The organism is Burkholderia crassaminum (assembly GCF_964265005.1).
Classification (GTDB): Bacteria; Pseudomonadota; Gammaproteobacteria; order Burkholderiales; family Burkholderiaceae; genus Burkholderia.
The window spans coordinates 3,265,157-3,287,871 of record NZ_OZ183800.1; the positions used below are offsets into that span (position 1 = coordinate 3,265,157).

The 22,715-nt window shown below is 63.1% G+C and carries 17 protein-coding genes and 1 pseudogene; 13 read left to right on the forward strand and 5 right to left on the reverse strand.

Annotated elements, in window-relative coordinates:
• The first annotated feature begins 5 nt into the window (after positions 1-5).
• From ACPTTF_RS31705 to ACPTTF_RS31715, 3 genes are read left to right on the forward strand one after another with little or no spacing between them, the layout of a single operon-like run.
• Complete coding sequence (locus ACPTTF_RS31705; RefSeq protein WP_423369613.1) at positions 6-1,289, forward strand: lipopolysaccharide biosynthesis protein; 1,284 nt, start codon at positions 6-8, stop codon at positions 1,287-1,289.
• Positions 1,279-2,421, forward strand: coding sequence for a hypothetical protein (locus tag ACPTTF_RS31710; protein WP_423369614.1), 1,143 nt, complete (start codon positions 1,279-1,281; stop codon positions 2,419-2,421). Before ACPTTF_RS31705 ends, ACPTTF_RS31710 begins: the two co-directional genes overlap by 11 nt.
• On the forward strand, positions 2,418-3,461 hold the full coding sequence (locus tag ACPTTF_RS31715; RefSeq protein WP_423369615.1) for an acyltransferase family protein: 1,044 nt from the start codon (positions 2,418-2,420) through the stop codon (positions 3,459-3,461). The genes ACPTTF_RS31710 and ACPTTF_RS31715 overlap by 4 nt, the downstream gene beginning before the upstream one ends.
• A gap of 130 nt (positions 3,462-3,591) precedes the next feature.
• Here the strand turns inward: ACPTTF_RS31715 and ACPTTF_RS31720 are convergent, their stop codons facing one another.
• The 5 genes from ACPTTF_RS31720 to ACPTTF_RS31740 form a co-directional block, all read right to left on the reverse strand.
• On the reverse strand, positions 3,592-3,891 hold the full coding sequence (locus ACPTTF_RS31720; RefSeq protein ID WP_423369616.1) for a hypothetical protein: 300 nt from the start codon (positions 3,889-3,891) through the stop codon (positions 3,592-3,594).
• 613 nt (positions 3,892-4,504) lie between these two features.
• Positions 4,505-5,521: a fimbrial protein gene (locus ACPTTF_RS31725; protein ID WP_423369618.1), complete on the reverse strand. Its 1,017-nt coding sequence runs from the start codon at positions 5,519-5,521 to the stop codon at positions 4,505-4,507.
• Between the two features lie 118 nt (positions 5,522-5,639).
• Entirely contained in the window at positions 5,640-8,144 is a 2,505-nt protein-coding gene (locus ACPTTF_RS31730; RefSeq protein WP_423369619.1) for a fimbria/pilus outer membrane usher protein, read from the reverse strand.
• A 122-nt stretch (positions 8,145-8,266) separates the two neighbouring features.
• Complete coding sequence (locus tag ACPTTF_RS31735; RefSeq protein WP_423369620.1) at positions 8,267-8,983, reverse strand: fimbrial biogenesis chaperone; 717 nt, start codon at positions 8,981-8,983, stop codon at positions 8,267-8,269.
• A gap of 53 nt (positions 8,984-9,036) precedes the next feature.
• Positions 9,037-9,630, reverse strand: coding sequence for a fimbrial protein (locus tag ACPTTF_RS31740; protein WP_423369621.1), 594 nt, complete (start codon positions 9,628-9,630; stop codon positions 9,037-9,039).
• Positions 9,631-10,584: 954 nt separating this feature from the next.
• Here ACPTTF_RS31740 and ACPTTF_RS31745 point away from each other — a divergent pair.
• The 10 genes and pseudogenes from ACPTTF_RS31745 (at position 10,585) to ACPTTF_RS31790 (ending at position 22,703) form a co-directional block, all read left to right on the forward strand.
• Entirely contained in the window at positions 10,585-11,004 is a 420-nt protein-coding gene (locus ACPTTF_RS31745; RefSeq protein WP_423369622.1) for a fimbrial protein, read from the forward strand.
• A gap of 62 nt (positions 11,005-11,066) precedes the next feature.
• Positions 11,067-11,672: an acyltransferase family protein gene (locus ACPTTF_RS31750; protein WP_423369623.1), complete on the forward strand. Its 606-nt coding sequence runs from the start codon at positions 11,067-11,069 to the stop codon at positions 11,670-11,672.
• Positions 11,673-11,857: 185 nt separating this feature from the next.
• Positions 11,858-12,077 (forward strand): annotated as a pseudogene (locus ACPTTF_RS31755) (aminocyclopropane-1-carboxylate deaminase/D-cysteine desulfhydrase family protein); the annotation flags it as partial.
• A 279-nt stretch (positions 12,078-12,356) separates the two neighbouring features.
• Positions 12,357-12,941 (forward strand): fimbrial protein, encoded by a 585-nt coding sequence (locus ACPTTF_RS31760; RefSeq protein WP_423369920.1) that lies wholly within the window; start codon positions 12,357-12,359, stop codon positions 12,939-12,941.
• Between the two features lie 114 nt (positions 12,942-13,055).
• Complete coding sequence (locus tag ACPTTF_RS31765; RefSeq protein ID WP_423369624.1) at positions 13,056-13,796, forward strand: fimbrial biogenesis chaperone; 741 nt, start codon at positions 13,056-13,058, stop codon at positions 13,794-13,796.
• 80 nt (positions 13,797-13,876) lie between these two features.
• Positions 13,877-16,522: a fimbria/pilus outer membrane usher protein gene (locus ACPTTF_RS31770; RefSeq protein WP_423369625.1), complete on the forward strand. Its 2,646-nt coding sequence runs from the start codon at positions 13,877-13,879 to the stop codon at positions 16,520-16,522.
• A 290-nt stretch (positions 16,523-16,812) separates the two neighbouring features.
• Positions 16,813-17,739, forward strand: coding sequence for a fimbrial protein (locus tag ACPTTF_RS31775; protein WP_423369626.1), 927 nt, complete (start codon positions 16,813-16,815; stop codon positions 17,737-17,739).
• Between the two features lie 728 nt (positions 17,740-18,467).
• Positions 18,468-19,010 carry a fimbrial protein gene (locus ACPTTF_RS31780; RefSeq protein WP_423369627.1) on the forward strand — a complete coding sequence of 181 codons (543 nt, stop codon included), beginning with the start codon at positions 18,468-18,470 and terminating at the stop codon, positions 19,008-19,010.
• A gap of 103 nt (positions 19,011-19,113) precedes the next feature.
• Positions 19,114-19,878: a fimbrial biogenesis chaperone gene (locus tag ACPTTF_RS31785; protein WP_423369628.1), complete on the forward strand. Its 765-nt coding sequence runs from the start codon at positions 19,114-19,116 to the stop codon at positions 19,876-19,878.
• Between the two features lie 116 nt (positions 19,879-19,994).
• Positions 19,995-22,703, forward strand: coding sequence for a fimbria/pilus outer membrane usher protein (locus ACPTTF_RS31790; protein ID WP_423369629.1), 2,709 nt, complete (start codon positions 19,995-19,997; stop codon positions 22,701-22,703).
• Positions 22,704-22,715: the final 12 nt, after the last annotated feature.

Consider the following 22,715-nt stretch of genomic DNA (forward strand, 5'->3'; position numbering starts at 1 on the left):
TGCCAATGCTCATTCGACTCACCCTCAGATTCGCCGCGCTCGGCCTCAAGTTCGGCCTGACGATCATCATCGCGCGCGCACTCGGCTTCGATGCGTTCGCCGTCTACGGGCTCGCGGTCGCCGCATCCGTCGTCGCGTCGAAACTGCTCGGGCTCGGCTTCAGCACGGAACTCAACCGCCGGCTGAGCGCGAGCGACCCGCTGCCCGCGATCGGCGAGGCGCGCAGGCTGGGCACCGCGTTCGCCGGGCTGTATCTGCTGATCTGCACGTCGCTCGCGATCGCATCGCTCGCCGGTTTTTCAGCCGACGAATTCGGCCTGTCGACGCGCGTGCTGGGATGCGTCCTGCTCGTTGCGCTCGCCGAGCACGCGGCATTCGAAACGAATACATGGATGTTTTCACTGCACCGCCCGCGCGCGGGCTCGTTGCTGCAGTTCGTCCGCACCGGCGGATGGGCCGCCATCGCGTGCGCCGGCCTGCTCGTCGGTGCGATACGCTCGATCGAAGCCGTATTCGCGCTGTGGTTCGCATGCAATGCGTGCGTCGTGGCCGTGTCGTGGCATCGCATCGGCGTGCTTGCGCGCCGGGCCGGCCACGCGGGGCGAATCGCACGCATGCCGGCGGCCCGCGACATGATCGAGGTCTGGCTGCGCGGCCTGCCGTTCTACGCGGCAGGCGGGCTGCTGTCGATCCTGCAGTACGTCGAGCGCTTCATCGCCAATGGTCACGCAAGTGCCGATGCACTCGGCCGCTATGTTTTCGCGTGGTCGGTCGCCAACGCCGTGCAGGCGATCGCCTTGGCGACGGTCGTCGCCACGGCCGCGCCAGGTTTCGTGCGTGTGCTCACGGACGACCCCGCCGACTTCCGTCGTCGGCTGCGCCGTGCGGTGGCGGCCAGCGCGGGGCTGGCGACATTGCTTTCCGTCGCGATCCTCGCCGTGCACGACGACCTGTTTCGGCTCGCGAACGAACGGGCCGGTGCGCACGAGGTCGTGTTGCTGGCGGTACTGCTCGCGTCGTTCGTGCTGCGCGCGGCTGCCGACGTGCTGTGGGCGGCCGCGATCGCGTTGCGGACCGGCGTCGCCGTCACGCTGTCGATGGCAGGCATCGCGCTGGTTTGCGTGCCGACCGCGTGGTACCTGATCGCGCGTTTCGGCACGACCGGTGCGGCGCTCGCGCATCTGACGGCCAGCATCGCGATCGTCGCCGCGCTGGCGCCGATCGTCCTGCGCAGCGTGCGAATCCACGCGGCCGGCGCGATCCGGAGGAGCGTATCCGATGCTGCATAAGCTGATTGGCGCGGGGCCGACCCTCAGTCGCGGATTGACCCGCGCGATCGCGGCGCTGGCCGTGTTGCTTTACTGGATCGTCTATGCGAAGGCCGGCACGTTCCTGCCGGAATACGTGTTCCGCGACGCGGAGAAGATCCAGAGCCAGATCGGCGGATCGGGCGGCTACGACGGCACCTCGTTCGATGCCGTCGCGAAGTTCTACACGATGCTGGGCGTCGGCGGCACTCACGCGTTCACCGTCGCGGTCGGCGCGCTGTTCATCTGCCTGATGATCGCGCAGGGGCGCCGCATCGGTTCGCTCGCGGCGAGCCTCGTGCTGCTCGTGCCCTGCGTGTTCTTCAACCTGTTCGTCGCGAGCAAGGACACGCTTGTCGTGCTGATCGCGATCGTGCTGGCCAGGGTCGCGCAACGCCGCCCGGCGCTCGTCGCGATCGCGGCGGCCGTCGTGCTGTACGGCGCCTATGCGGCAATCGTGCGCAGCTATTTCGTGCTGATCCTCGGGGTCACATTCGCCGTGCTGCTGTTCCGGCGCGGCTCATGGCGCCGCAGGACGCTGCTGATGCTCGCCGCGCCGCTCGTGCTCGTGCTGCTGCCGAACGACGCGTATTACCTGCTGCTGCATCCGCGCGACATGGCCGCGGACTACCTCGCATACGGTTCGCCGTACGGCGCGCGCACCAGCTTCCACAACCCGGTTGCACCAACGTCGTTTTTCGCGTTCTGCGTCGATTACCTGTACGCGACGCTGCGGCTGAATCTGCCGGTGCTGTTCTCGCCCGGGCCGAAGGAAATCGCCATGCAAGGGTTTGTCTGGATCGCGCTGGCCGCCGTGTGGCGGCGCACGCCCGGCAACGGCCAACTGGCCCGCGACGTGCTCGCGTCGCTCGTCATCGGGCATGTCGCCGTGTCGATGCTGTTCGAGCCCGATCTCGGCAGTTATACGCGTCATTTGTCGAGCGTGTCGCTGCTGTGCGCGATGCAGTTCGCCGGTTTCGCGCGCCAGGTGCGCCGGCCGGATCGTTCGACGTCCATGCCTGGCGCCGACGCGGGCGCCGCAAGCGACGTCGAAGCGCACGCGTCTGCGTCCGCAATCCCGCCTTCGCAGCGCGCGATCCGGGGGAGCATATGAGCGCGAACACGCGACACCAGCCCATCTACCTGAACATCCAGTCCGCGCGGGCGCTCGCCGCGCTCGCGGTTGTCGCCTATCACCTGCACGTGCTGCCGTCCGGGCAAGCCGGCGTCGACGTCTTCTTCGTGATCAGCGGGTTCATCATGTCGTGCGTCGCGCCGCACGAGGGACGCGATTTCCTCGTCAAGCGCCTGATCCGGATCGTGCCGCTCTACTGGGTGACGACGCTCGGCATCTACGCGATCGCGCTGCTGCGTCCTCACTGGCTGAACACGACAACGGCGGCGCCCGACTATCTCGTCAAGTCGCTGTTGTTCATCCCGTACGTGAAGGAAAACGGCCATTGGGGGCCGCTGAATCTCAACGGCTGGACGCTCGAGTACGAGATGCTGTTCTATCTCGTCGTCGCAACTGCGCTCGGCTGCGTGCGCGCACGTCATGCGACCGTGTTTGCCGCGCTGACACTCGCGTTGCTGTGCGCATGCGTGGCCGTTTTCGACCCACGCGGCGCGACCGTCGTCGGCCATCTCGGTCAGCCGCTCGTGCTGGAATTCGGTCTTGGTGTCGTGGCGCACGGCGTGCTGCAAACCGGCATCGTGAAGCGGATCGCCGCGCCCGTCTGGGCCGCCGTCGCCATTGCCGCCATCGCGGCGATTCCATTGCTGCAGATGTGCTACAGCACACCGGAAGGGTTCGTGCGGGTCGTGCTGTGGGGCGGCTCCGCGTTCGTGCTAATCGTCGCGTTGGTCGCGCTGGACAGGCGTGGTTGGACCAACAGGAACCGGATCATGGCCGCGCTCGGCGCCTCCAGCTATGCGATATATCTGATCCATCCCTACGTGATCGGCATGTCCGACAAGCTTGCCGGACTACGCACCGATCCGCGCACGGGGGCGGGCCTTGGCGCCGCTTGCGCTATCCTCGGCGTGACCTGCGTCTGCGGTTACGTCTGTCACGTATGGATCGAACGACCGATGTTGAAGGCACTGAACCGGAGATTCCGGCGCGCACGCGGCGCGGCTGAATCGGCGACGTGATCGCAAGCGGGATGCGATAAGGCTGGACTCGGCTGTCGCGGCACCGGATCGAGCCGACACCCGAACTATTGTCCGACACCCGCCACCGGCGAATCCGCCCGCCCACCGCACGCAGGCTGGCCGGAATTCTTCACGACACGCCGCACGCCCGCGCCAGCCGGGCGTCGATCGTTACGCCGCCGAGCTTCGTGAACTTGATCGCATTGCTGACATGATTCGTGACGATCCGTTGCAGTCGAACCGGATCGCCGACGTAGCCGTCGGTCAATTCGAGTGACAGGCGGCACGCAAGCGTCCGATGCTTCGCATTGGCGAATGGACGAAAGATTTCGGCAACGTCTCGGGATATGCTTCGCATACGGAACTTGATGTTCCCGAGCACCATCTGGTTCGGTCCGACCTTCAACAAGTCGAGCACGTCGTTGACCACACCGCAACGATCGTCGCGTCGTCGCGCGGTGAATTGCCTGGGCGCCAATGATGGAAAACCGGGGCTCTGGACTGGTGGAGATGTAGAAGGACGCGCGGGGATCGATGGGGGGCGTGTCGCACTTTCCCACTTCCATCCACGTTCGGATGAACTCCACGAGCATCCTGCCGGAGTACCCCGGTTCCACCGGGAAAACCCTCGCAAACGCTGCGCAACTTGTCCCCCGTGCCAGACGGCTGGCGGGATGCCGCGGCGCTCCGTTGTACTGGACGACGAAATTCATTGTCGCGTCTGCCTGTCCCGGCTTCGGCCGGCGCGGGATACATCAGGATCCCCCCAATTACAGAGGGGGCGACGTTTCCCGGGCGTCGCCATTGGGGCACTGCGCCGCCCGAGCGCGCCCCTGCGCATTGCGCAATTCAAGTGAGGTTTCGCCCTGCCATCAGCCCGCCGGCTTACGGATCGCCAGCGGCATCCGCACGTACATCTGCGACTTGTTCTGCGGCAGCGGCCCGTAGCCGACGGCACGACTATCGTTACCCCCGCACACGTCGATGCCGCCCGGCTCCTCAATACCGAAAACCAGCAATCCCTCAGCGAACGTTACCGGCAACTATTGATAGCTCAGGGTATAGGTCGCGGCGGCGGGTGCTCTCCCCGCCGTGATTTTCGGAGCCGTCTGTATATAGCGTGCCTGCAGGTCAATCGACATGCCGACCTGCCCCTGCTTGACGGTACCTGCATACCATTGGTTGGTATTGCCGGCGGCGCTGGAATCCGGCCCGTATCCCAGCACGACATCATCCTTGAGGATCTGGATGCCAACCCCGGTCGCTGTCGCGTCCCTCGACAGCGAAAGGGTCTTCGACGTGTTTCCGGGATTCGCGGCGTCGGTCAGCGTGACGAAGGCCCGAGTCGTCGTTTCCAGATCGCCGCCCGAACACCGCAGTTTGATCGAGAACGATTGGGGCGGGGCCGTCGATCCGACGCCGGAGAAAGTGGTCGCCGACATCACACGCCCCATGGGCACAGGGATGCTGGAGGGACTCTCGACGTTGCAGGTCGGGACCCTGGGTGTGACGATAACTGGCGAAGCGAACTGGTATTCGACAAGTGTCTGGCCAGCTGCGCTGTTCGCAGTGTAGCGGGCGTAGGCACCGGTCAATACGCCTGGTGCTGTGATGTTTCCTGTCTTGATCAGTTGTATCTTCGGCGGGTAACCCGTGCTCCAAGAGACCGTCCGCCATGGAGGAAAGTTGTCGACAAAGGGGAAGAATTTCCCATTGGGAGCCAGTATCCGTACTCCGATATTCGGGATGGTCGTCGGATAAATATTGTTAGCTCCCAGAGTGCCGATGCCGGTCACGTAAGTGTTTGTCAGAAGATCGCAGCTCGTACTGGGGGAAGATGGATTCGCCGCGTTCTTGAACAATAACCCTTTCGCAGTCGCCTCGTAGATCACTCCGCCGATGGGAATATCACCGGGGCTGAAGGGAGGCGGATTGAACCCCGATACCGACACTATGTAGTGATCCTTTCCATCCGTTGTATTGGCCGTGCAGGCCGCCAACGCCCAGATTGGAGCGAGCGCCAGGCAGAGCCCGATAAAAGCCTTCTTTTTGGTAATCATTCACACCACCCACTTGATCTAGACGCATTGCAAAAAGGCCGAAAAGTGGCTTCACAGCCACCGCCAGCGGCCGCACTTTGTTGGCGAACAGCAACGCAAAACGCTTTCCGGATGCGGTTCATTTGGCGCCGACCACCGTGCCGGCGCGCATACAGGTCACCGGCTGGCGTTCGTACGCCAGCTCCTTGTTCTGCGGCTTCAGCGCGTAGCCGATCGTGCATTGCCTGTCGCCCCATCGCACGTCGATGCTGCCTTTGTCCTCGATGCCGAACACCAGCACGCGCGACTGGTTGTCCACCATGCCGAGCAGCTTGCCCTTCGCGTCGTACGCCTGGGCACCGAACGGCACCTTGCCGCCTTCGTCCTGGCTCAGCTCGAACTGCACGCGCCGCCCCGACTCGGCCTCGAAGCGGGTCTTGACGATGGCCCCGCGCGTAGGCACCACCATCTTGGCGTTCTCGGCGATTTCGGTCTGGGTGCCGATACTGGACGGATCGATGTTGAGCCAGTTCATGCGGTAGGGCTGCAGATAGGGCACCACGGCATAGCCACGGCGGTCGGTGCGAATCTGCGAACCGCCCAGCGACACGCCGGGCACCTTCGGCACCTCGACCACGGCGAACGTCTCGCCGAGCGGCTGGCCAAGCGTGACGCCGCCGCCATGAACGACGACGGAGCCCGACCCGCCCACATCGAAGTGCCGGCCCGCGCGGTCCTGCGTGAAGTTGCCGGTCAGCCTCGCATTCGGCGTATCCCAGCCCGCGCTGACGCCGCCCGAGCCGCCGCCGTCGCGGCTATAGCCTGCCTGCACACCGTAGTTGACGGTATTGCTCTCGTTCAGGTAACCCGACGCGCCGGTCTGCACGTTGAAGTCGCCGTGGGTCGACGACACCGCGTTCGCGTACAGGCGATGCGTGCTCGACGCCTTGCCCAGCGGAATGCTGACGGACACGTTGAACTGCGTGTCCGGCCGCCCGAACGGCCCCGACTCCTGGATGTGCGACGCCGACACGCTGTAGCTGATGTTCTTGTAGCTGTTGCTGTAGCCGACCTGCAGGCGCCGGCTGCGTCCTTCGCCGTTCCAATAGGTCGTGTCGCCGATGCCGGCGAACATCGAGCCGCTCCCGAGCGGCTGGTTGACGTTCACGTCCAGGCGGCTCTTCTGATGCATGAGGCGCGGCCCGTACGTACGATCCGTGTCCTCCACGTGCTGGCTCAACGTGCGGTAGCCGTCCGTCGAATAGCGGTAGCCGACCATCGTGAACGTCGTGTTGGTCGGAAAGAGCGTCTTCGAATACAGGAACCGCAAGCTCTGCCCTTGCCGGGTGCCGGCCGACGTGCGCGACCGGCTCGTCGTGACGTCCAGCGACATGCCGCCGATGCGCGTGTTCATGCCGATGCCGAGGGCGGCCGCCACGTAGTTGTCCGCGGCGATGATGCCGCCGTAGCCGGTGAAGTTGTCGGACACGCCGTACACCAGCGTGCCCTGCGTGAACTTCGGGCTCGACTGTCCCTGAACGCGATACTGGCCGGCGGAGAACGCGTAGCGCAGGCTGCCGCGACGAACCATGACCGGCAGGTACGAGTACGGCTGGGTAAATCGGCGCACACGTCCGTCCGACTCGGTGATCCGGATCTCGAGGTCGCCGTTCGAGCCGCTCGGATAGATGTCGGTAATCTCGAACGCGCCGGGCGGCACCGGCGTCGAATAGATCACATAGCCGTTCTGCCGCACCTCCACGACTGCATTGCTCTCGGCAATGCCGCGCACGACCGGCGCGAAACCGACTTCGCTATCCGGCAGCATGCCGAGGTCGGTGCCGATCTGCGCGCCGACGAAGCGCACGCTGTCGAAGATATCGCCCGACGTATACAGTTCGCCTGCCGCCACCTTGCTGCGCAGGCGCCGGATATCGCGCTCCACGTAGCTGCGGTTACTGGTGAAGCGGCTGCCTGCGCCCGTCGTGCCGGTGAGCGACGATTCGTTGCGGAAACGCCAGCCGCCGGCATTGAAGCCGTTGCGCAAACCAACGAAGTAATACTCGTTGCTGTTGCCGTGACTATCGTTGCGGCTGTAGCTGACCTGATAGTCACTGTACAAAGCGGGCATGCCGTCGTCCCACAGCGACTGGTCCACGTAGCCACGCGAGGTGCGTGACACATACAACTGCGGAAAGCTGATGTTCAGCGACAGCGTATTGGACTCGAACTCCACCGAAGCGCCATCCGCCACGGCGGGCAGGTCCACGATCGTCGTGTCGTCCGCGCCCGCGGCGATGCGCCCGTCCTTCTCCAGCCGCGCGACGTTGACGCCGGCGGTGCGCAACAGCCCAAGCGTCACCGCCGGCTTGACGGCACCGTCGGCGTCCGCGCGAAACATGACGTCCTGACGCTTGACCAGCGTGTGATTCAGGTAGACGTCGACGTCATAACTGCCGGGCGGAACCGAACTGCCCTTCTCGAAATAGCTCAGCTCGACGGGCCCTTCGCCCTTGCGCAAAAAGGATTCGTTGAACTCCACCGCATGGCCATGCGCCGGCAGCACCAGGCCAAGCAACGCAAGGCACGGCATACCGATCTGCGCGGCTGTCCAGACATCCCGTTCCTTCGTGAAGTTCTCCATACCTTTTCTCTAAGTTGATTCACCTCCCGAACGGAATCGCAAGCGCGAACACGCCCCGCCCCGCGGCACAGACCCGGGGATAACGAAGATGAAGAGGAATACGATGTATCGAGCTGGTCGCGTCAACCAGCGGTGGTGCCGTCATGCGGTTCGACGGCGCCGTAGTCGTTGATCGACTCGAAGTGGACCTTCACGCCCGCCGCGGCGGCGCCGGCCGGCAGATCCTTGACGGTGAACTGGCGCGTGGCGGACGGTGGCACCATCTCGGCGGCTGCGGCATAGTCCCGGCCGCCGCTTTGCACCTTGACCGACGCCAGCGAGACGAAATAAGCCGACGGATTGCTGACTTCGAGCTGCGCCTGACCGTCGCGTTGCACGAGCTTCCAACGGAGCTGTGCAGGCGCCTCCTCGACCTTGCCGGGCAGGCTGGCGGGCCGGTAGAAGAACTTGATGCGCTGACGCACGGCAATCTGCAGCGTGTTGTCGTCCTTGGCTTTCTGCGGGATCTCCTGCACGTTGAGCCAGAACACCGACTCGCGATCGGCGGGCAGGCCCTGGCCGTAGTAGAGGACGCGCAGCGTCTGCTGCTTCTCCGCGCCGAGGCGGTTGAGCGCCGGAGTGATCGCGAACGGCACGTCCGACTTCCCGTCGCTCGCATCCATCCACGACTGGATCATCACATCGGCCGGCGCGCGATTGCGGACCAGAATCGACGCCTCCTTGCTCGGCGCGGCCAGCACGATGCGGGTTCCGTCGAGCGTGACACCAGCGAGCGAAGCGCCCGAAGACAACAACAGCGAGCCGGCCAGGGCCAGCCCAGCAAAGTGGAATCGTTTCATGTCGAATGGGATCCTGTTAGTCGGGCGGGGACGCTCCCCCGCCCGGAGGTGGATTACTCGTAGGTCAACGTGAACGGCAGCGTGCCGTTGGCGCTACCGGCTTCGACTGCGTTGTTGCTCTTCACGTAGCCGGCGCGCAGCGCCAGATTGGCCGTATAGGTCGGCGCTTCGGCCGTGCCGCCTTCAACCAGCGGCGCATCGAACGTCTCGTTGGCGTTCAGGTTCAGCAGCGTGCCCGCGGTGTTGTAGATACCGATGCCCACGCCCTTGGCCGTGCCGGTGGTCTTCAGCAGCTTGTTGTTGTCGCTGTCCACGCCCGAACCGCTGGCCGGGTCGAAACGCACCTTGACCGTGTTCAGGCCCTTGCCGGTCGCACCGCAATCGAGGTTGAGGTTGATCGCGGTACCGGCCGCGATGCCGCCGCCGGCGGTGCTGCCCAGCGCGTCCACGCTGACCTTGCCCATCTTGACGTCGATCGACTGCTCGCCCTTGCCGCCGGTCACGGACGTGCCGTTGCCGCCCGTGATACCGCACGACGCCGCCACGATCTCGCCCGTGAAGTTGATCGTGCCGTCCGCAGCATGAGCAGCGTTCATCGCCGCGAATGCGAAACCAGCAGCAGCAGCCATCATCGTGATTTTTTTCATTTCTAACTCACTCAATATCTAATAAAGAATTTTCGGTGACATTTGTCCGATCGGACATCCGCCTTCATACAATTTGCATAACTAACTTTATTGTGATTTATCAGTTTTTCATCACCTCCGAATCTTGAGGAAAGAATTCCCTCGACACTCCGGCCGAGGCTCGAAAAATCTTGAACGCGCAGTCAGCCCGAACCGGCGACCAGGTCGAGACAGGTCGCATAGTTGATCATGGCGACGTTGTTCTTCACGCCAAGCCTTCCATCACGCTCAATTTCCGAGAGCTGATCGCCTGCCTTCCTTTTTTAACCGCTCGTCGATCTGGTGATTCGACAGGCCGGACAGATAAAGCTGATCACCTCGCGCTTCCGTGACAACTGCCCCAGCGCGCGGAGAATTTCGCCATCATTCAGCGAATCAAGCATCGGCTTGATCAGAATCGCAAGATTAACCAACCCCGAAATTCAAGAATGTCAATCTGAAATCGATCTTTTTAAATAGAATATTCCATGAGCCACAATATTATCAACCGGGCCGCCGCCCTCAAATAGGACAAGCACGAGAATCACGATGCCTTTTCTTGGGGCAAGTACGAATTTGCATCTCCCGCGGATTCAAGCCATTGATCATCAAATAGATTTAACAAAATCAACGTCATTTCGACTCACCGCGTCGAGCGGATCGTATGGACGCGTATGGTGAAGACCACGGCCGCTCCCTTGTGCCGGATCTTGCTGTCGGGATTTCAATCACTTCGCTGCCGTCTGCAACATTGGATATCGGGTGCGGAATCAACCAGACGACGCAACAGATAGCTGGAATCTCGCCACTGGTGTAGCGAAGTTCAGGGTCTTTCACGGACGCTCATCGAGCCATCTGGCCATGTCTTGAGTTCAGCTCGCGAATAAATCGAGAGATTGGTTCCCTCGACGGAAGTACTGCGTCAACGGACCATTGATGTTTTCGTTCGAGTCGCATTGGCGCGTGCCACGCTCAGGAGGGAACGGGACACGCAGGCACCTGACCGGCTTCGAACAGTGCGAAGGCACGTCGGACGACATCGGAAGATTTGAGGAAGCGCCACAGGAAGGCAGTAATGGCGACTGCAAACGGTTCACGCGTCGAAACAACTCGACCAAGCGGTCATGCCGCGGTTCCCGGGAACCGCGCTACACGCAAGGAAGCGCGACGCCTCTCGGTTTTGGCCCGGACTCGTCGAAGAAATGGAACACCAATCAGTGGCTCGCGGGCACGCTGACAGAAAGCAGCGACGGCAATCTGACCATTCCGCTCTTCGCGAAATACGTGAAGACCGAACCCAAGATCACGCCGGGGTCGGTGAACGCACGTGCGTCCTTTACGTTGTCTTATCAGTAGCCGGTTGCACGACGGCATCGAGTGCAGTTCGCGAGCCCTCGAAGCGGCGATGCACGGCACGCTTGCCGTCCGTCGCGAACCAACGGCAAATACTCAGACTTGTTTTCCCGACTCGCCTGAGCGCGGCCCATCATCCGTCGACAGCCGTTCGAGCGCCCGCCGGTCAGCCGTTCGTGCTGGAATTCGGTCTTGGTGTCGTGGCGCACGGCGTGCTGCAAACCAGCATCGTGAAGCGGATCGCCGCGTCCGTCTGGGCCGCCGTCGCCATTGCCGCCATCGCGGCGATTCCATTGCTGCAGATGTGCTACGGCACACCGGAAGGGTTCGTGCGGGTCGTGCTGTGGGGCGGCCCCGCGTTCGTGCTGATCGTCGCGTTGGTCGCGCTGGACAGGCGTGGTTGGACCAACAGGAACCGGATCATGGCCGCGCTCGGCACCTCCAGCTATTCGATCTATCTGATCCATCCCTACGTGATCGGCATGGCCGGCAAGCTTGCCGGACTACGCGCCGATCCACGCACGGGGGCGGGCCTCGGCGCCGCTTGCACGATCCTAGGTGTGGCCTGCATCTGCGGTTACGTCTGTCACGTATGGATCGAACGACCGATGTTGAAAGCGCTGAACCGGAGATTCCGGCGCGCACGCGGTACGGCTGAATCGGCGACGTGATTGCAAGCGGGATGCGACCAGGCCGGACCTGGCTGGCCGCGCCCGCTGCCGCGGCGATGGATCGAGCCGATACTCGAACTATCGATCGATATTCGCCCCCTGCGTATCGGCCCGCGTACGCGGCACAACCGGATACACGTTGAGCCCGTCGATGTTCGACGCATCAGGGTGATTCGCGGCGCGCGGATGCGCTTGTGTCGATCGGCGACAGTCGGTCAAACCAGACGCAGCACGTTGCGGCGATCATCGCGCATCTCGGGATGAAGCGCGTACTCGTGCGGGAAAAACTGGGTGGACTACTGCGACGCAGTGTACGACCGAATCGGCAACATCCAGATTTCACTTATGACCGGCACCGACGAGCAGCTCGCACCGGACGCCCTCTGGATCGACATTCGCCAAAGCCCGTCCTCATCACATCCTCCGGGCCTCCGACCCGGCACACCCGCGAAATTTAACTATTCATGCAGGTTACCTAACAATCCTCACCCAACTTTCTTTTTTAGTACTTGTACTAGACAAATGGACAGCACTTTTAGTTATCGTCCCATTTCCCACCATGCCGCACATAAGGAAAATACGTATCGAAATGCACACAATGGGATTCACGTCATGTCCCTCCTCCCAGACGGATCTCATGTGCGTTTTCATCACTTTCTTAATCCACCGTTTGGAACTCAATCAATGAAAATTGCGAAAAGCACCACCGCGCTTTCCCTGTTCGTTGCCGTGGCCGGTCTGGCCGCAGCTTCGGCAGCACATGCATCGGACGGCACGATCAACTTCACGGGCTCCGTGGTCGCGTCGACCTGCAAGGTCAACGAAGGTGTCAACGATCTGTCCGTCACGCTGCCGAAGGCATCGACCAACCAGCTCGCAGCCGAAGGCGCGACCGCGGGCCGTACGCCGTTCAAGCTCACGCTGACCGGCTGCACGACGGACAAGGACGAGAACGGCACGACGATTCCGGCGCCGGTAAACAAGGTGTCGGTGGCGTTCGAACCCGGCCCGAACGTGAACCTCGCAACCGGCCGTCTGACGCTGACTGGTGCGGATGCGGCGAAAAACGTCGAAATCGGCATCCTGAACGACAAGTATCAGCCGATCAAGGTCGGTGCCGAAAGCTCGGCCCAGAACTCGCAAATCGTCGATATCGACACGACGGCCGGCACCGCAACGCTGCAGTATTCGGCTCAATACGTCGCAACCGGCGAAGCAACTGGCGGTTCGGCGAACTCGTTCGTCACCTACTCGCTGATCTATCCCTGAGCACTCGGTTGATTGAGTGAGAGAGCCGGCCTCCGGATGAGGCCGGCTCGTCGGAGCAAATCTCTCGATTTCCTCCGACTTTTATTCGGACTACATAATGTAAGGAGGATGACGATGAAACTTGCGGCCCCCTATCGCATGCTGGCGCTACTGATGGCCGCCCTGTCCTGCATGAGCGCGCAGGCGAGCGTGACGCTTTCCGGCACACGTGTCGTATTTCCGGGTGCCGACAAGGAAGTCACGGTTCAGCTCTCCAATGACGGCAAGGCGCCGGCCCTCGTTCAGGCGTGGATCGACACGGGTGACGAGCGTGCCGCACCGGACCAGATCGACGTGCCGTTCGTGATGACGCCGACGATCTTCCGGCTCGAGGCCGGCAAAGGTCAAACCATCCGGATCATTCACTCGGGCGAAGCGCTACCGGCCAACAAGGAGTCTCTGTTCTGGTTGAACGTGCTCGACGTGCCGCCGAAAGCGTCGGCCGACGACGACAGAAATCGCCTGATGATCGCGTTTCGCACACGCGTGAAGCTGATGTACCGGCCGGACGGGCTGCCGGGAAATGCAGCCGACGCACCACGTCAGCTCACATGGAAGATCGCAGCCGATCCCGATAACCAGTTGGTTCTGAAGGCAACCAATCCGACGCCATACGTCGTCAACCTCGGCGGCATCGCACTACACGCGAACGGCAAGACGCTGGACGCCGGCGTGGGCTACGTGCGTCCGGGCGAAACCGCTTCGTTCCCGGTCAAGGGTTCGACGAACGCGAACGCAACCGGCGGCACGGTCGTGTACAGCAGCTTCGACGACTGGGGCGGCAATCGATCCAACGAGGCTGCCGTGTCCCGATGAGGTAACGCGCGCGTCGCCGATTCGGCCAGACCACTCGATCCGAGGCGAACACTCAAATAAACACTGACAGGAAAGATTAAATGATAGAGAAGCGGCAACCACGCATGCAGGCGGAGACAGAACCGAAGCTGAAGCCGGTCTGCGCGCTGCTTCTCACGATCATCGCGGGTTGGCAGACGCACACGCACGCGGCGCAAACCGATTCCGGGGAGTTGCAGATCGCACAGACGGAGTTCGCGCAGGTTGAGTTCGAAGGTGGTTTCCTGAACAACGGCAGCGGCGCGATCGACGTGTCGCGCTACGAGCGCCGCAACGTCGTGCGGGCCGGCATGTACAAACCCGATGTCTATGTCGACGGCGACTGGGTCGGCCGCATCGAATTGCAATTCAAGAGCGCGCCGAACACGGTCGATGCGCAGCCATGCTTCGACAAGGCGCAGCTCGAACTGATCGGCGTCGATTTTTCGAAGCTGCCGCAGGACGTGCGCTCGACACTTGACGACGACGGCGCATGCCTGCGTATCGGTCAGGCCATTCAGGAAGCGTCGGTCAGCTACGACTTCAACGAGCAGCGGCTCGACCTGAGCATCCCGCAGATCTCGATGCGTCGGCAGGCACGCGGCTACGTGAGCCCCGACCAGTGGAGCGAGGGTATCCCGGTCGGCATGCTCGACTACAACGCGAGCGTATATCACGCGCGTACCGGCGGCCAAGGCGAAAGCACGCAGGGCTACGTCGGCGTCAACGGCGGCGTCAACGTCGGACGCTGGCACTTCCGTCATAACGGCTCGTTCAACTGGGACGATCGCGGCCGCAGGAAGTACGAGAACGTGGCGACTTACCTGCAGCGTGACCTGACCGCGTGGTCGTCGCAACTGATCGTCGGCGACGCGTACACGTCCGGCGATCTGTTCGACTCGACGTCGTTCCGCGGCGTGCGCCTGTACACCGACGACCGCATGCTGCCTGAGTCACAGCGCGGCTATGCACCGGTCGTGCGCGGCGTCGCAAACACCCACGCGAAGGTCACGGTCACGCAGAACGGCGCGACGCTGTACGAGACGACCGTCGCGCCGGGCGCGTTCGTGATCGACGACCTGTATCCGACGGGTTACGGCGGCGACCTGAAGGTCAACGTGACGGAAGCCGACGGCTCCGTGCATTCGTTTACCGTGCCGTACGCGGCGGTGCCGCTGTCGCTGCGCCCGGGCCAGAATCGCTACAGCTTCACGACAGGCGTCGTGCGCAACCTGCCGAACACCACGCCGTACTTCGCGCAGGCGACCTGGCAGCGCGGCGTCACGAACCTGCTGACGGGCTACGGCGGCGTGACGTTTGCGCAAGGCTACCTGTCCGCGATGGCAGGCGCGGTACTGAACACGTCGTTGGGCGCGGTCGGCGTGGACGTCACGCATGCGATGACGTCGATTCCGGGAGAACGCCGCTATTCGGGGCAGAGCTTCCGGATCAGCTACGCAAAGGCCGTCGCCGCGACCGGTACGAACGTCGCAATCGCCGCGTATCGCTATTCGACGAACGGCTTCTTCGCACTGAACGACGCGATGCAGGCGCGCGACCAGGCGCAGCTCGGCGCCGGGGCGGCGAGCGTGTCCCGGCAGCGCAACCGCGCGTCGCTGACGGTGAGCCAGTCGCTCGGCGCCCGCGGCGGCAGCCTGAACGCCACCGCATCGGCGTCGACCTACTGGAACCGCAGCGGGTCGGACGTCAACTTCACGGTCGGCTACAGCAACACGTTCCGCAACGTCGCGTACAGCGTGTCGGCGACGCGCCAGCGCGACGCATGGGGCAAGTCGAGCACGATGTACTACGCCAACCTGTCGATTCCGCTCGGCAAGACGCGGCCGATGACGCTCGCGACCAGCCTCAGCCGCGACACGCGCGGCTCGACGCAGGCGCAAACGAGCCTGTCGGGCGCGCTCGGCGTCGACAACAACGTGTCGTACGGCCTGAACGTGAACCACGGCAATTCGTCGGGCACGTCGCAGACCAACGGCGGCGCGAGCATCCAGTACCGCGGCCCGATCGCTGAATTGAGCGGCAGCGTCAGCGCAGCCGCCGACTATCAGCAGTTCTCGGCCGGCGCGCGCGGCGCGATCGTCGCGCACCGCGGCGGCGTCACGCTGTCGCAGCCGCTATCGGAAACCTTCGCGATCATCGAGGCGCCGAATGCCGAGGGTGCGCGCGTGACCAACACGTCGGGCGTGCGAATCGACCGGCGCGGCTATGCGGTCGTGCCATACCTGACGCCGTTTGCGATGAACGACATCGGCATCGATCCGAAAGGGCTGTCGACCGATGTCGAACTGAAGGAAACGAGCCAGCGCATCGCGCCGCTGGCGGGTGCCGTGCCGATGCTGACGTTCAAGACGGCATACGGACGCTCAGCGGTCATCCGCGCGCGGCAGGCCGACGGTTCGCCGGTGCCGTTCGGCGCGACCGTGACCGATGCGGACGGCAAGGACGTCGGCACGGTCGGCCAGGGCGGCAAGCTGCTCGCACGCGGGCTCGTGGATCAAGGTGAACTGAAGGTGCAGTGGGAAGCGGATCGCGGCAAGTCGGTGTGCGCGCTGTCGTACTCACTGCCTGTGCGCAAGCGCGCCGCGACCTACCAGCCGCTACAGAGCCTTGAACTGCCGTGCGTGGCGAGCGAGGTCATTAGCTACGCGCCGGCCGTACCGAATCGTGTTGCGTCGGCGCGCCGGTGACGTTACGCAATATTCACTACGAAAACGGTCGAACATCGCTGACGGCAAAGCCTGCGAAAGTTTCGGGATCGTTTGCGATTTAACGGGACAGATTTATGAAATGGATGAATACGGCGAGAAATGCGAACCCGCGTGGGGGCATGCTGCGCGCGTCGAATTGTTCCGCAATACGAAGAACGATGCAATGCCTGGCGCTGTGCACGATTGCATTTTCCGAATTCGCGTTTTCTGCTTGTGAATTGAGTAGCTATGGCTTGGGGCTTAGCCCCAGGCTCCCCGGGACTGTCAGTGTGACCCAGGACGAAATTCCTTTGGGTCGCCAATTTCCGAATTCGACCAGCGCGAGCGACTGGGTTGCATCTGTCGGCGGTTACACGTGGAGTTGTCAGTATGACGAATATGTCTTTACGCCGGTCGCAAAGGCTATTCCGAATGTGACGTACAAAACGAGCAATGGAATGTCCGCTGCCGTTTTCGAAACCGGCATACCCGGGATCGGCTTTGTCGTTGAAGTAGCGGATTCCAGCGGCGGTGCCCCCCCCATGGCACCACTTGTAGATGGCGAACTCTCCATACCACTTGGTTATACAAAGGAAAAAGGCTCGATTACAGCAAAGGTGACACTCGTCTCGGCCGGTCCGCTCGCGACGGGAAGCTACACATCCAAGTCGCCAACGCTTTTCAACTACAGGCTGAAGTATCGAGGGGCGTTTCTTCCGGGAAGTAGCCCATCGGCACGGTTGTACTCGACGAGCACGCAGGTGACGGCAAGGGCATGCAAAGTCATATCCGGCGCAACCAATTCGGTCACGTTGCCAACCCTGGTCGCGGCAAGCCTCAAGGCGACGGGCGACGTGGCATCTGCCCGATCGGCACCGTTCTCGGTCGGCCTGAACTGCGACGCGAACGTCAGTGTTCACGCGACATTGACCGATGCGACGAATCCCGCGAATACAGGCAGCACCCTCAGCCTCGATCGCAATTCGACGGCAGCGGGCGTAGGGATTCAAATACTCAAAAAGGGTGAAAGCACCCCGTTGAGCTTCGGACCGGATTCGTCCGCCAAGGGAAATACGAATCAATGGACGGTTGGCAAGTCGTCTGCAGCCAACACCAAAATTTCGGTGCCGCTCGAGGCCCGATACGTCAAGGTCGCGGAAACGATCAAGCCAGGCTCCGTGAGTGCGCTCAGCACGATTACGTTTTCGTACCAGTAACGATGAGTGGACGGCGCAGCACGCGCCGTCCGCGAAGCGGCGGCGCATGAACGGATCACCGTCGGGCCGCCACCTCTCTGTTTGCGCGGCTGCCGCCGGAATGTCGAAGCCGCCATGCACTGCACGATTACCGTCGGTCACCAGCCAACGGCAAATACCCCAGACTATTTTCCCGGCTCGTCCGAACCCTGCCCGTCATCCGTCGACAGCCGTTCAAGCGCCAGCCGGACGGTATCCTCGGTCGAATCCCACACGCATTTCAATGCTTCCTGACCGCCGTCCCGCATCGCGTGCTCGGCGCTAGCGAACGCACGCATCGCCATGCCGTCGCACACCCCGCAGGAAGTCCCCCGGGGACAGCGCATCCTCGATCCTTCGTCCGACGAACTGCCCAACTGCTCTGCACTCCCGACTTGCCGCCTCATGAGCGGCGGGCCATTCCGTGAACTTCCTTCCACGACCGCCCCGGCTACGTCATCGATACCCGCCGAGCCTCATGAATCAATTTTTCCCTGACGTTGTTTAACGAATATTTCGTACGTGAACGACATTTTTTATACAGCTATTAGGACTTATCCGATTCTTTCAAAGCTCTTACTCAGAAAGAATATCACCTGTTTCCTGCCGCTGCTATCGACGCGCCTCAGCAACAGCAACGACGACAGCAGTGCAATGGAAACGTCGGTGCGTCGTCTCTCGACGCATGACCATTAATTACAGGTAATCACATGTCCAAAAAAGCACTTTCCATCCTGATGGCAACAGCGGGTCTCATCGCCGCCGCGTCGTCGGCCCATGCGGCGGACGGCACGATCACGATCACCGGCGAAATCACCGCCCAGACTTGCAACATCTCGGGCGACGGCGGCGGCAAGGATTTCACCGTCACGCTGCCGAACGTGTCGACGTCGTCGCTGTCCACGCCGGGCTCGACGGCCGGCCGCAAGCCGTTCCGCATCGCCCTGTCCAACTGCTCGCCGAACTCGGGCAATGCCTCGGTGTACTTCGAACCGGGCACGACGGTCAACGCGCAGACGGGCCAGCTGTTCAATGCCACGGGTGACGCGAGGAACGTCGAGGTCGGCCTGCTGAACAAGGACGGTTCGAACATCAAGCTCGGGGCGGCCCAGGCACAGCAGAACTCGCAGGTCGTGCCGATCTCGGGTGGCGCGGCAACGCTCGACTACTACGCGCAATACGTCGCAACGGGTGGCTCCGCCACCGCCGGCTCGGTCGGCACCTCGGTCATGTACTCGGTTTCGTATCAGTAATCCGGTCTCGCGACTAGCGGCCCGGGCTCGCGAAGCAACGCGGCGCACGGGCCGCGTCCGACTGACGGGATGTGATCTGTTTATCTACAAGGAGAAATCGGCGATGGGAATGCCAATGAACTGGCGCTCGAGCGTGGGCGCCGCGGCACTGGTCGCGTCGCTGTCCGGTATTGGCGCAGCGGACGCGAGCGTGGTAATCGGCGGGACGCGCGTGGTCTATCCGGAGAAGGAGCGCGAGGTCACGGTCAAGCTGACCAACGAGGGCGACAGGCCGTCGCTCGTGCAGGCCTGGGTGGACGACGGCAACGCGAACGCGCTGCCCGACGAGTCGAAGGTGCCATTCATGTTGACGCCGCCGTTGTTCCGCCTCGATCCGAAGAAAGGCCAGAGCCTGCGGTTGATCTACACGAAGGAGCCGCTCGCGCAGGACAAGGAAACGCTGTACTGGCTCAACGTGCTCGACGTCCCGCCGCAGGCGACCGACGATCCGGACACCCCCAATTTGTTGCAGCTCGCCTTCCGCTCGCGCATCAAGCTGTTCTTCCGTCCCGCCGCACTGCAAGGCGTGGCCGACGAGTCCGCGGAGAAGGTGACCTGGAACTTCGCGCCGAAGGCCGACGGTGGCTATGCGCTGCAAGCGAAGAACCCGACGCCCTACCACGTGACGTTCACCAAGCTGACCGTCAAGTCCGGCGGCGCAACGTGGACCAACGACAAGGGCGGCATGGTCAAGCCCGGCGCCATCGAGCAATTCAACGTCGGCAACGTGCCGTCGCTACCTGCGGGGCCAATCGAGGTCGACTACACGTTCCTCAACGACTACGGCGCGGGCATCGAAGGCAAGTACGCGCCGAAGAAGACGCACTGACGTCTCCCGGCCGTCCCTGAATCAACCCAGTAACTGACCGACCGATGCGGCAATCGCATCGGCGCAGGCAATCCGTCGTTCGCATCATGCAGATGCGGCATTAACACATCGAATTCATGCGAACAGATCATCACAATCGAACACTGGAGGCACCGGCGCGTTTCGCGCTCAAGCCGGGCTATCTGCTCGTCATGGCGACGCTCGGCAGCTGGACTGTCGACGCGATGGCCGCACCGGCAGACCGTTTCGACGTCGCGCAGGTTCAGTTCAACGACACGCTGATGATGAAGCCGCGCGGGCAGCGGCTCGATCTCGACCGTTTCGCGAAAGGCAACCCAGTCCCGGCGGGCGACTATCTGGTCGACCTCTACGTCAACGGCGCATGGAGCGGCCGCTCGACGGTCCGCTTCAACGCGGAAGCGGGAGCACCCGACGCGAAGCCGTGCTTCGATCGCACGCTCGTGGCGCGGCTCGGCCTCGACGACCAGGCACTGACCGACACCGGGCGCGCAGAGCTGGCACGCGTGCAAGCGGGCGAGTGCACCGACATCGGCAAGCTGGTCGCCGACGCGGCGTATGAATTCGACATGTCGGAACTGCGCCTCAACGTAAGCGTTCCGCAAGCGGCGCTGCTGCGCAATCCGCGCGGCTACGTCAGTCCGGAACTGTGGGACGACGGTGTACCGAGCGCGACGCTCAAGTACAACGCGAACGCGTACCGCAACGCGTCGTCGGGTTACTCAAGCACGCAGGCCTACGCGGGGCTGAATGCGGGCGTCAACATCGGGAACTGGCATTTCCGGCACAACGGAACCTACACCGCGCAATCGCAGGGCGACAGCCGCTATCAAAGCCTCAATACGTATGTGCAGCGCGACCTGCCGGCCTGGCGCAGCCAACTGAAGATCGGCGAGACGTACACCGACGGCACGCTGTTCAACAGCGTGGGCATGCGCGGCGTTGCGCTCGAGACCGACGACCGGATGCTGCCTGACTCGATGCGCGGCTATGCGCCCGTGATTCGCGGCGTCGCAACGAGCAACGCACACGTCTCGGTCACGCAGAACGGCGCCGTGCTGTACGAAACGAACGTCGCGCCGGGGCCGTTCGAAATCAACGATCTGTACGCCACGGGCTACGGCGGCAACCTGCTCGTCACCGTCACCGAGGCCGACGGCAAAAAGCGCAGCTTCACGGTGCCGTATTCGGCGGTCGTGCAATCGCTGCGCCCCGGCGTCTCGCGTTTCGGCGTCGCGCTCGGCCAGTTGCGCGAGCCGCAACTCGATCGTCATCCGAATTTCGCGCAGGCCACGTATCAGCGCGGCATCAGCAACCTGCTGACGGGTTACGTCGGCGCGATCGTCGCGGAAAACTATCTGGCCGGACTGGTCGGCGCGGCCTTCAACACGCCGGTCGGCGCGCTCGCCGTCGACGTCACGCACGCCAGTGCACGCATCCCGGGCGTGTCTGCGACGAACGGCCAGAGTGTACGCGTGAGCTACAGCAAATCCGTCGAGGCAACCGGCACGAACATCGCGGTCGCCGCCTATCGCTATTCGTCTCGCGGCTACTGGGAGCTGCGCGACGCGATGTACGCCCGTGAGCAGGCCGCGGCTGGAGCAGATCCGAACAACGCATACCGGCAACGCAACCAGGTTCAGTTGACGCTGAACCAGACGCTCGGCGAAGGACGCGGCAGCCTGTTCGCGGTGGGCTCGACGTCCAGCTACTGGAACCGCCAGGGCACGACGACGCAGTTCCAGCTTGGCTACAACAACAGCCTGCGGATTGCCGGCGTCAACCTGAGCTACAACCTGTCCGTTTCGCGACAGCGCGACGGCTACTCGGGTCGCCTTAACAACCAGATATACGCCAACGTGACGGTTCCGCTCGGCCGGCGATCGTACGCGCCGACGCTGACCACAAGCGTCGCGCACGACAGCCGCGGAGGCACCACCGGACAGATGTCGCTGACCGGCACCGTCGGGAAATCCAACGCGTTCTCGTATGGCATGAACGTCAACACCGGCGAGGGCGCAACGTCCGGCGGCGGCAACGCGCAGTATCGCAGCCCGTTCGCGACGCTCTCCGGCAGCGCGAGCGGCGGCAGCGGCTACTCGAGCGCCTCCGTCGGCGTGTCGGGTGCGGTCGTCGGCCATGCGGGCGGCATCACGCTCGCCAACGACCTCGGCGAAACGGCCGCGATCATCGAGGCGAAGGATGCCATCGGCGCGCGCATCACGAACGGCACGGACGTCCGGATCGACGGGCGTGGCTATGCGGTGCTCCCGTACCTGACGCCGTACAAGATGAACACCGTCGAGCTCGACCCGAAGGGCATTCCGACCGACGTCGAAATGCTGTCGACCAGCCAGCAGATCGCGCCGCGGGCGAATTCGGTGGTCAAGCTCAAGTTCGAGACAGTGACCGGTCGCCCCGTGCTGCTGACGATGCGCCAGCCGGATGGTGCACCGGTGCCGTTCGGGAGCACCGTGGTCGATGCAGAGGGAAAAACCGTTGGATTGTCCGGACAGGGCGGCATGTTGTTCGCCCGCGGCCTCGGCGAAACCGGCGTGCTGACGGCGAAATGGGGCAATCGAGCAACCGAAGTCTGCTCGCTCAGCTACCGCTTGCCGACCAAACACGACAAGGCCGAAGTGTACGCGCGCGTCGACGCGATATGCGCACGCACCGTGCCGGGAAATACGCGCCCGCAAAACGCCGTCGCAACGGAGGCACGCGAGCATTTCACCGATTCAGATCAAACCGGCGACGCGACGGTCCGCTCGAGCGATGACTCGCACCTGAGCGCCGCCTTTCACTGAGTCGAATTCAAT

Bases quoted from the DNA above. Each gene is read 5' to 3' on its own strand.
- ACPTTF_RS31730 (WP_423369619.1), bottom strand. From the start codon at position 8,144: ATGGAGAACTTCACGAAGGAACGGGATGTCTGGACAGCCGCGCAGATC.
- ACPTTF_RS31735 (WP_423369620.1), bottom strand. From the start codon at position 8,983: ATGAAACGATTCCACTTTGCTGGGCTGGCCCTGGCCGGCTCGCTGTTG.
- ACPTTF_RS31745 (WP_423369622.1), top strand. From the start codon at position 10,585: ATGTTTTCGTTCGAGTCGCATTGGCGCGTGCCACGCTCAGGAGGGAAC.
- ACPTTF_RS31780 (WP_423369627.1), top strand. From the start codon at position 18,468: ATGTCCAAAAAAGCACTTTCCATCCTGATGGCAACAGCGGGTCTCATC.
- ACPTTF_RS31740 (WP_423369621.1), bottom strand. From the start codon at position 9,630: ATGAAAAAAATCACGATGATGGCTGCTGCTGCTGGTTTCGCATTCGCG.
- ACPTTF_RS31770 (WP_423369625.1), top strand. From the start codon at position 13,877: ATGATAGAGAAGCGGCAACCACGCATGCAGGCGGAGACAGAACCGAAG.
- ACPTTF_RS31790 (WP_423369629.1), top strand. From the start codon at position 19,995: ATGCGAACAGATCATCACAATCGAACACTGGAGGCACCGGCGCGTTTC.
- ACPTTF_RS31725 (WP_423369618.1), bottom strand. From the start codon at position 5,521: ATGATTACCAAAAAGAAGGCTTTTATCGGGCTCTGCCTGGCGCTCGCT.
- ACPTTF_RS31765 (WP_423369624.1), top strand. From the start codon at position 13,056: ATGAAACTTGCGGCCCCCTATCGCATGCTGGCGCTACTGATGGCCGCC.
- ACPTTF_RS31785 (WP_423369628.1), top strand. From the start codon at position 19,114: ATGGGAATGCCAATGAACTGGCGCTCGAGCGTGGGCGCCGCGGCACTG.
- ACPTTF_RS31705 (WP_423369613.1), top strand. From the start codon at position 6: ATGCTCATTCGACTCACCCTCAGATTCGCCGCGCTCGGCCTCAAGTTC.
- ACPTTF_RS31760 (WP_423369920.1), top strand. From the start codon at position 12,357: ATGAAAATTGCGAAAAGCACCACCGCGCTTTCCCTGTTCGTTGCCGTG.
- ACPTTF_RS31710 (WP_423369614.1), top strand. From the start codon at position 1,279: ATGCTGCATAAGCTGATTGGCGCGGGGCCGACCCTCAGTCGCGGATTG.
- ACPTTF_RS31715 (WP_423369615.1), top strand. From the start codon at position 2,418: ATGAGCGCGAACACGCGACACCAGCCCATCTACCTGAACATCCAGTCC.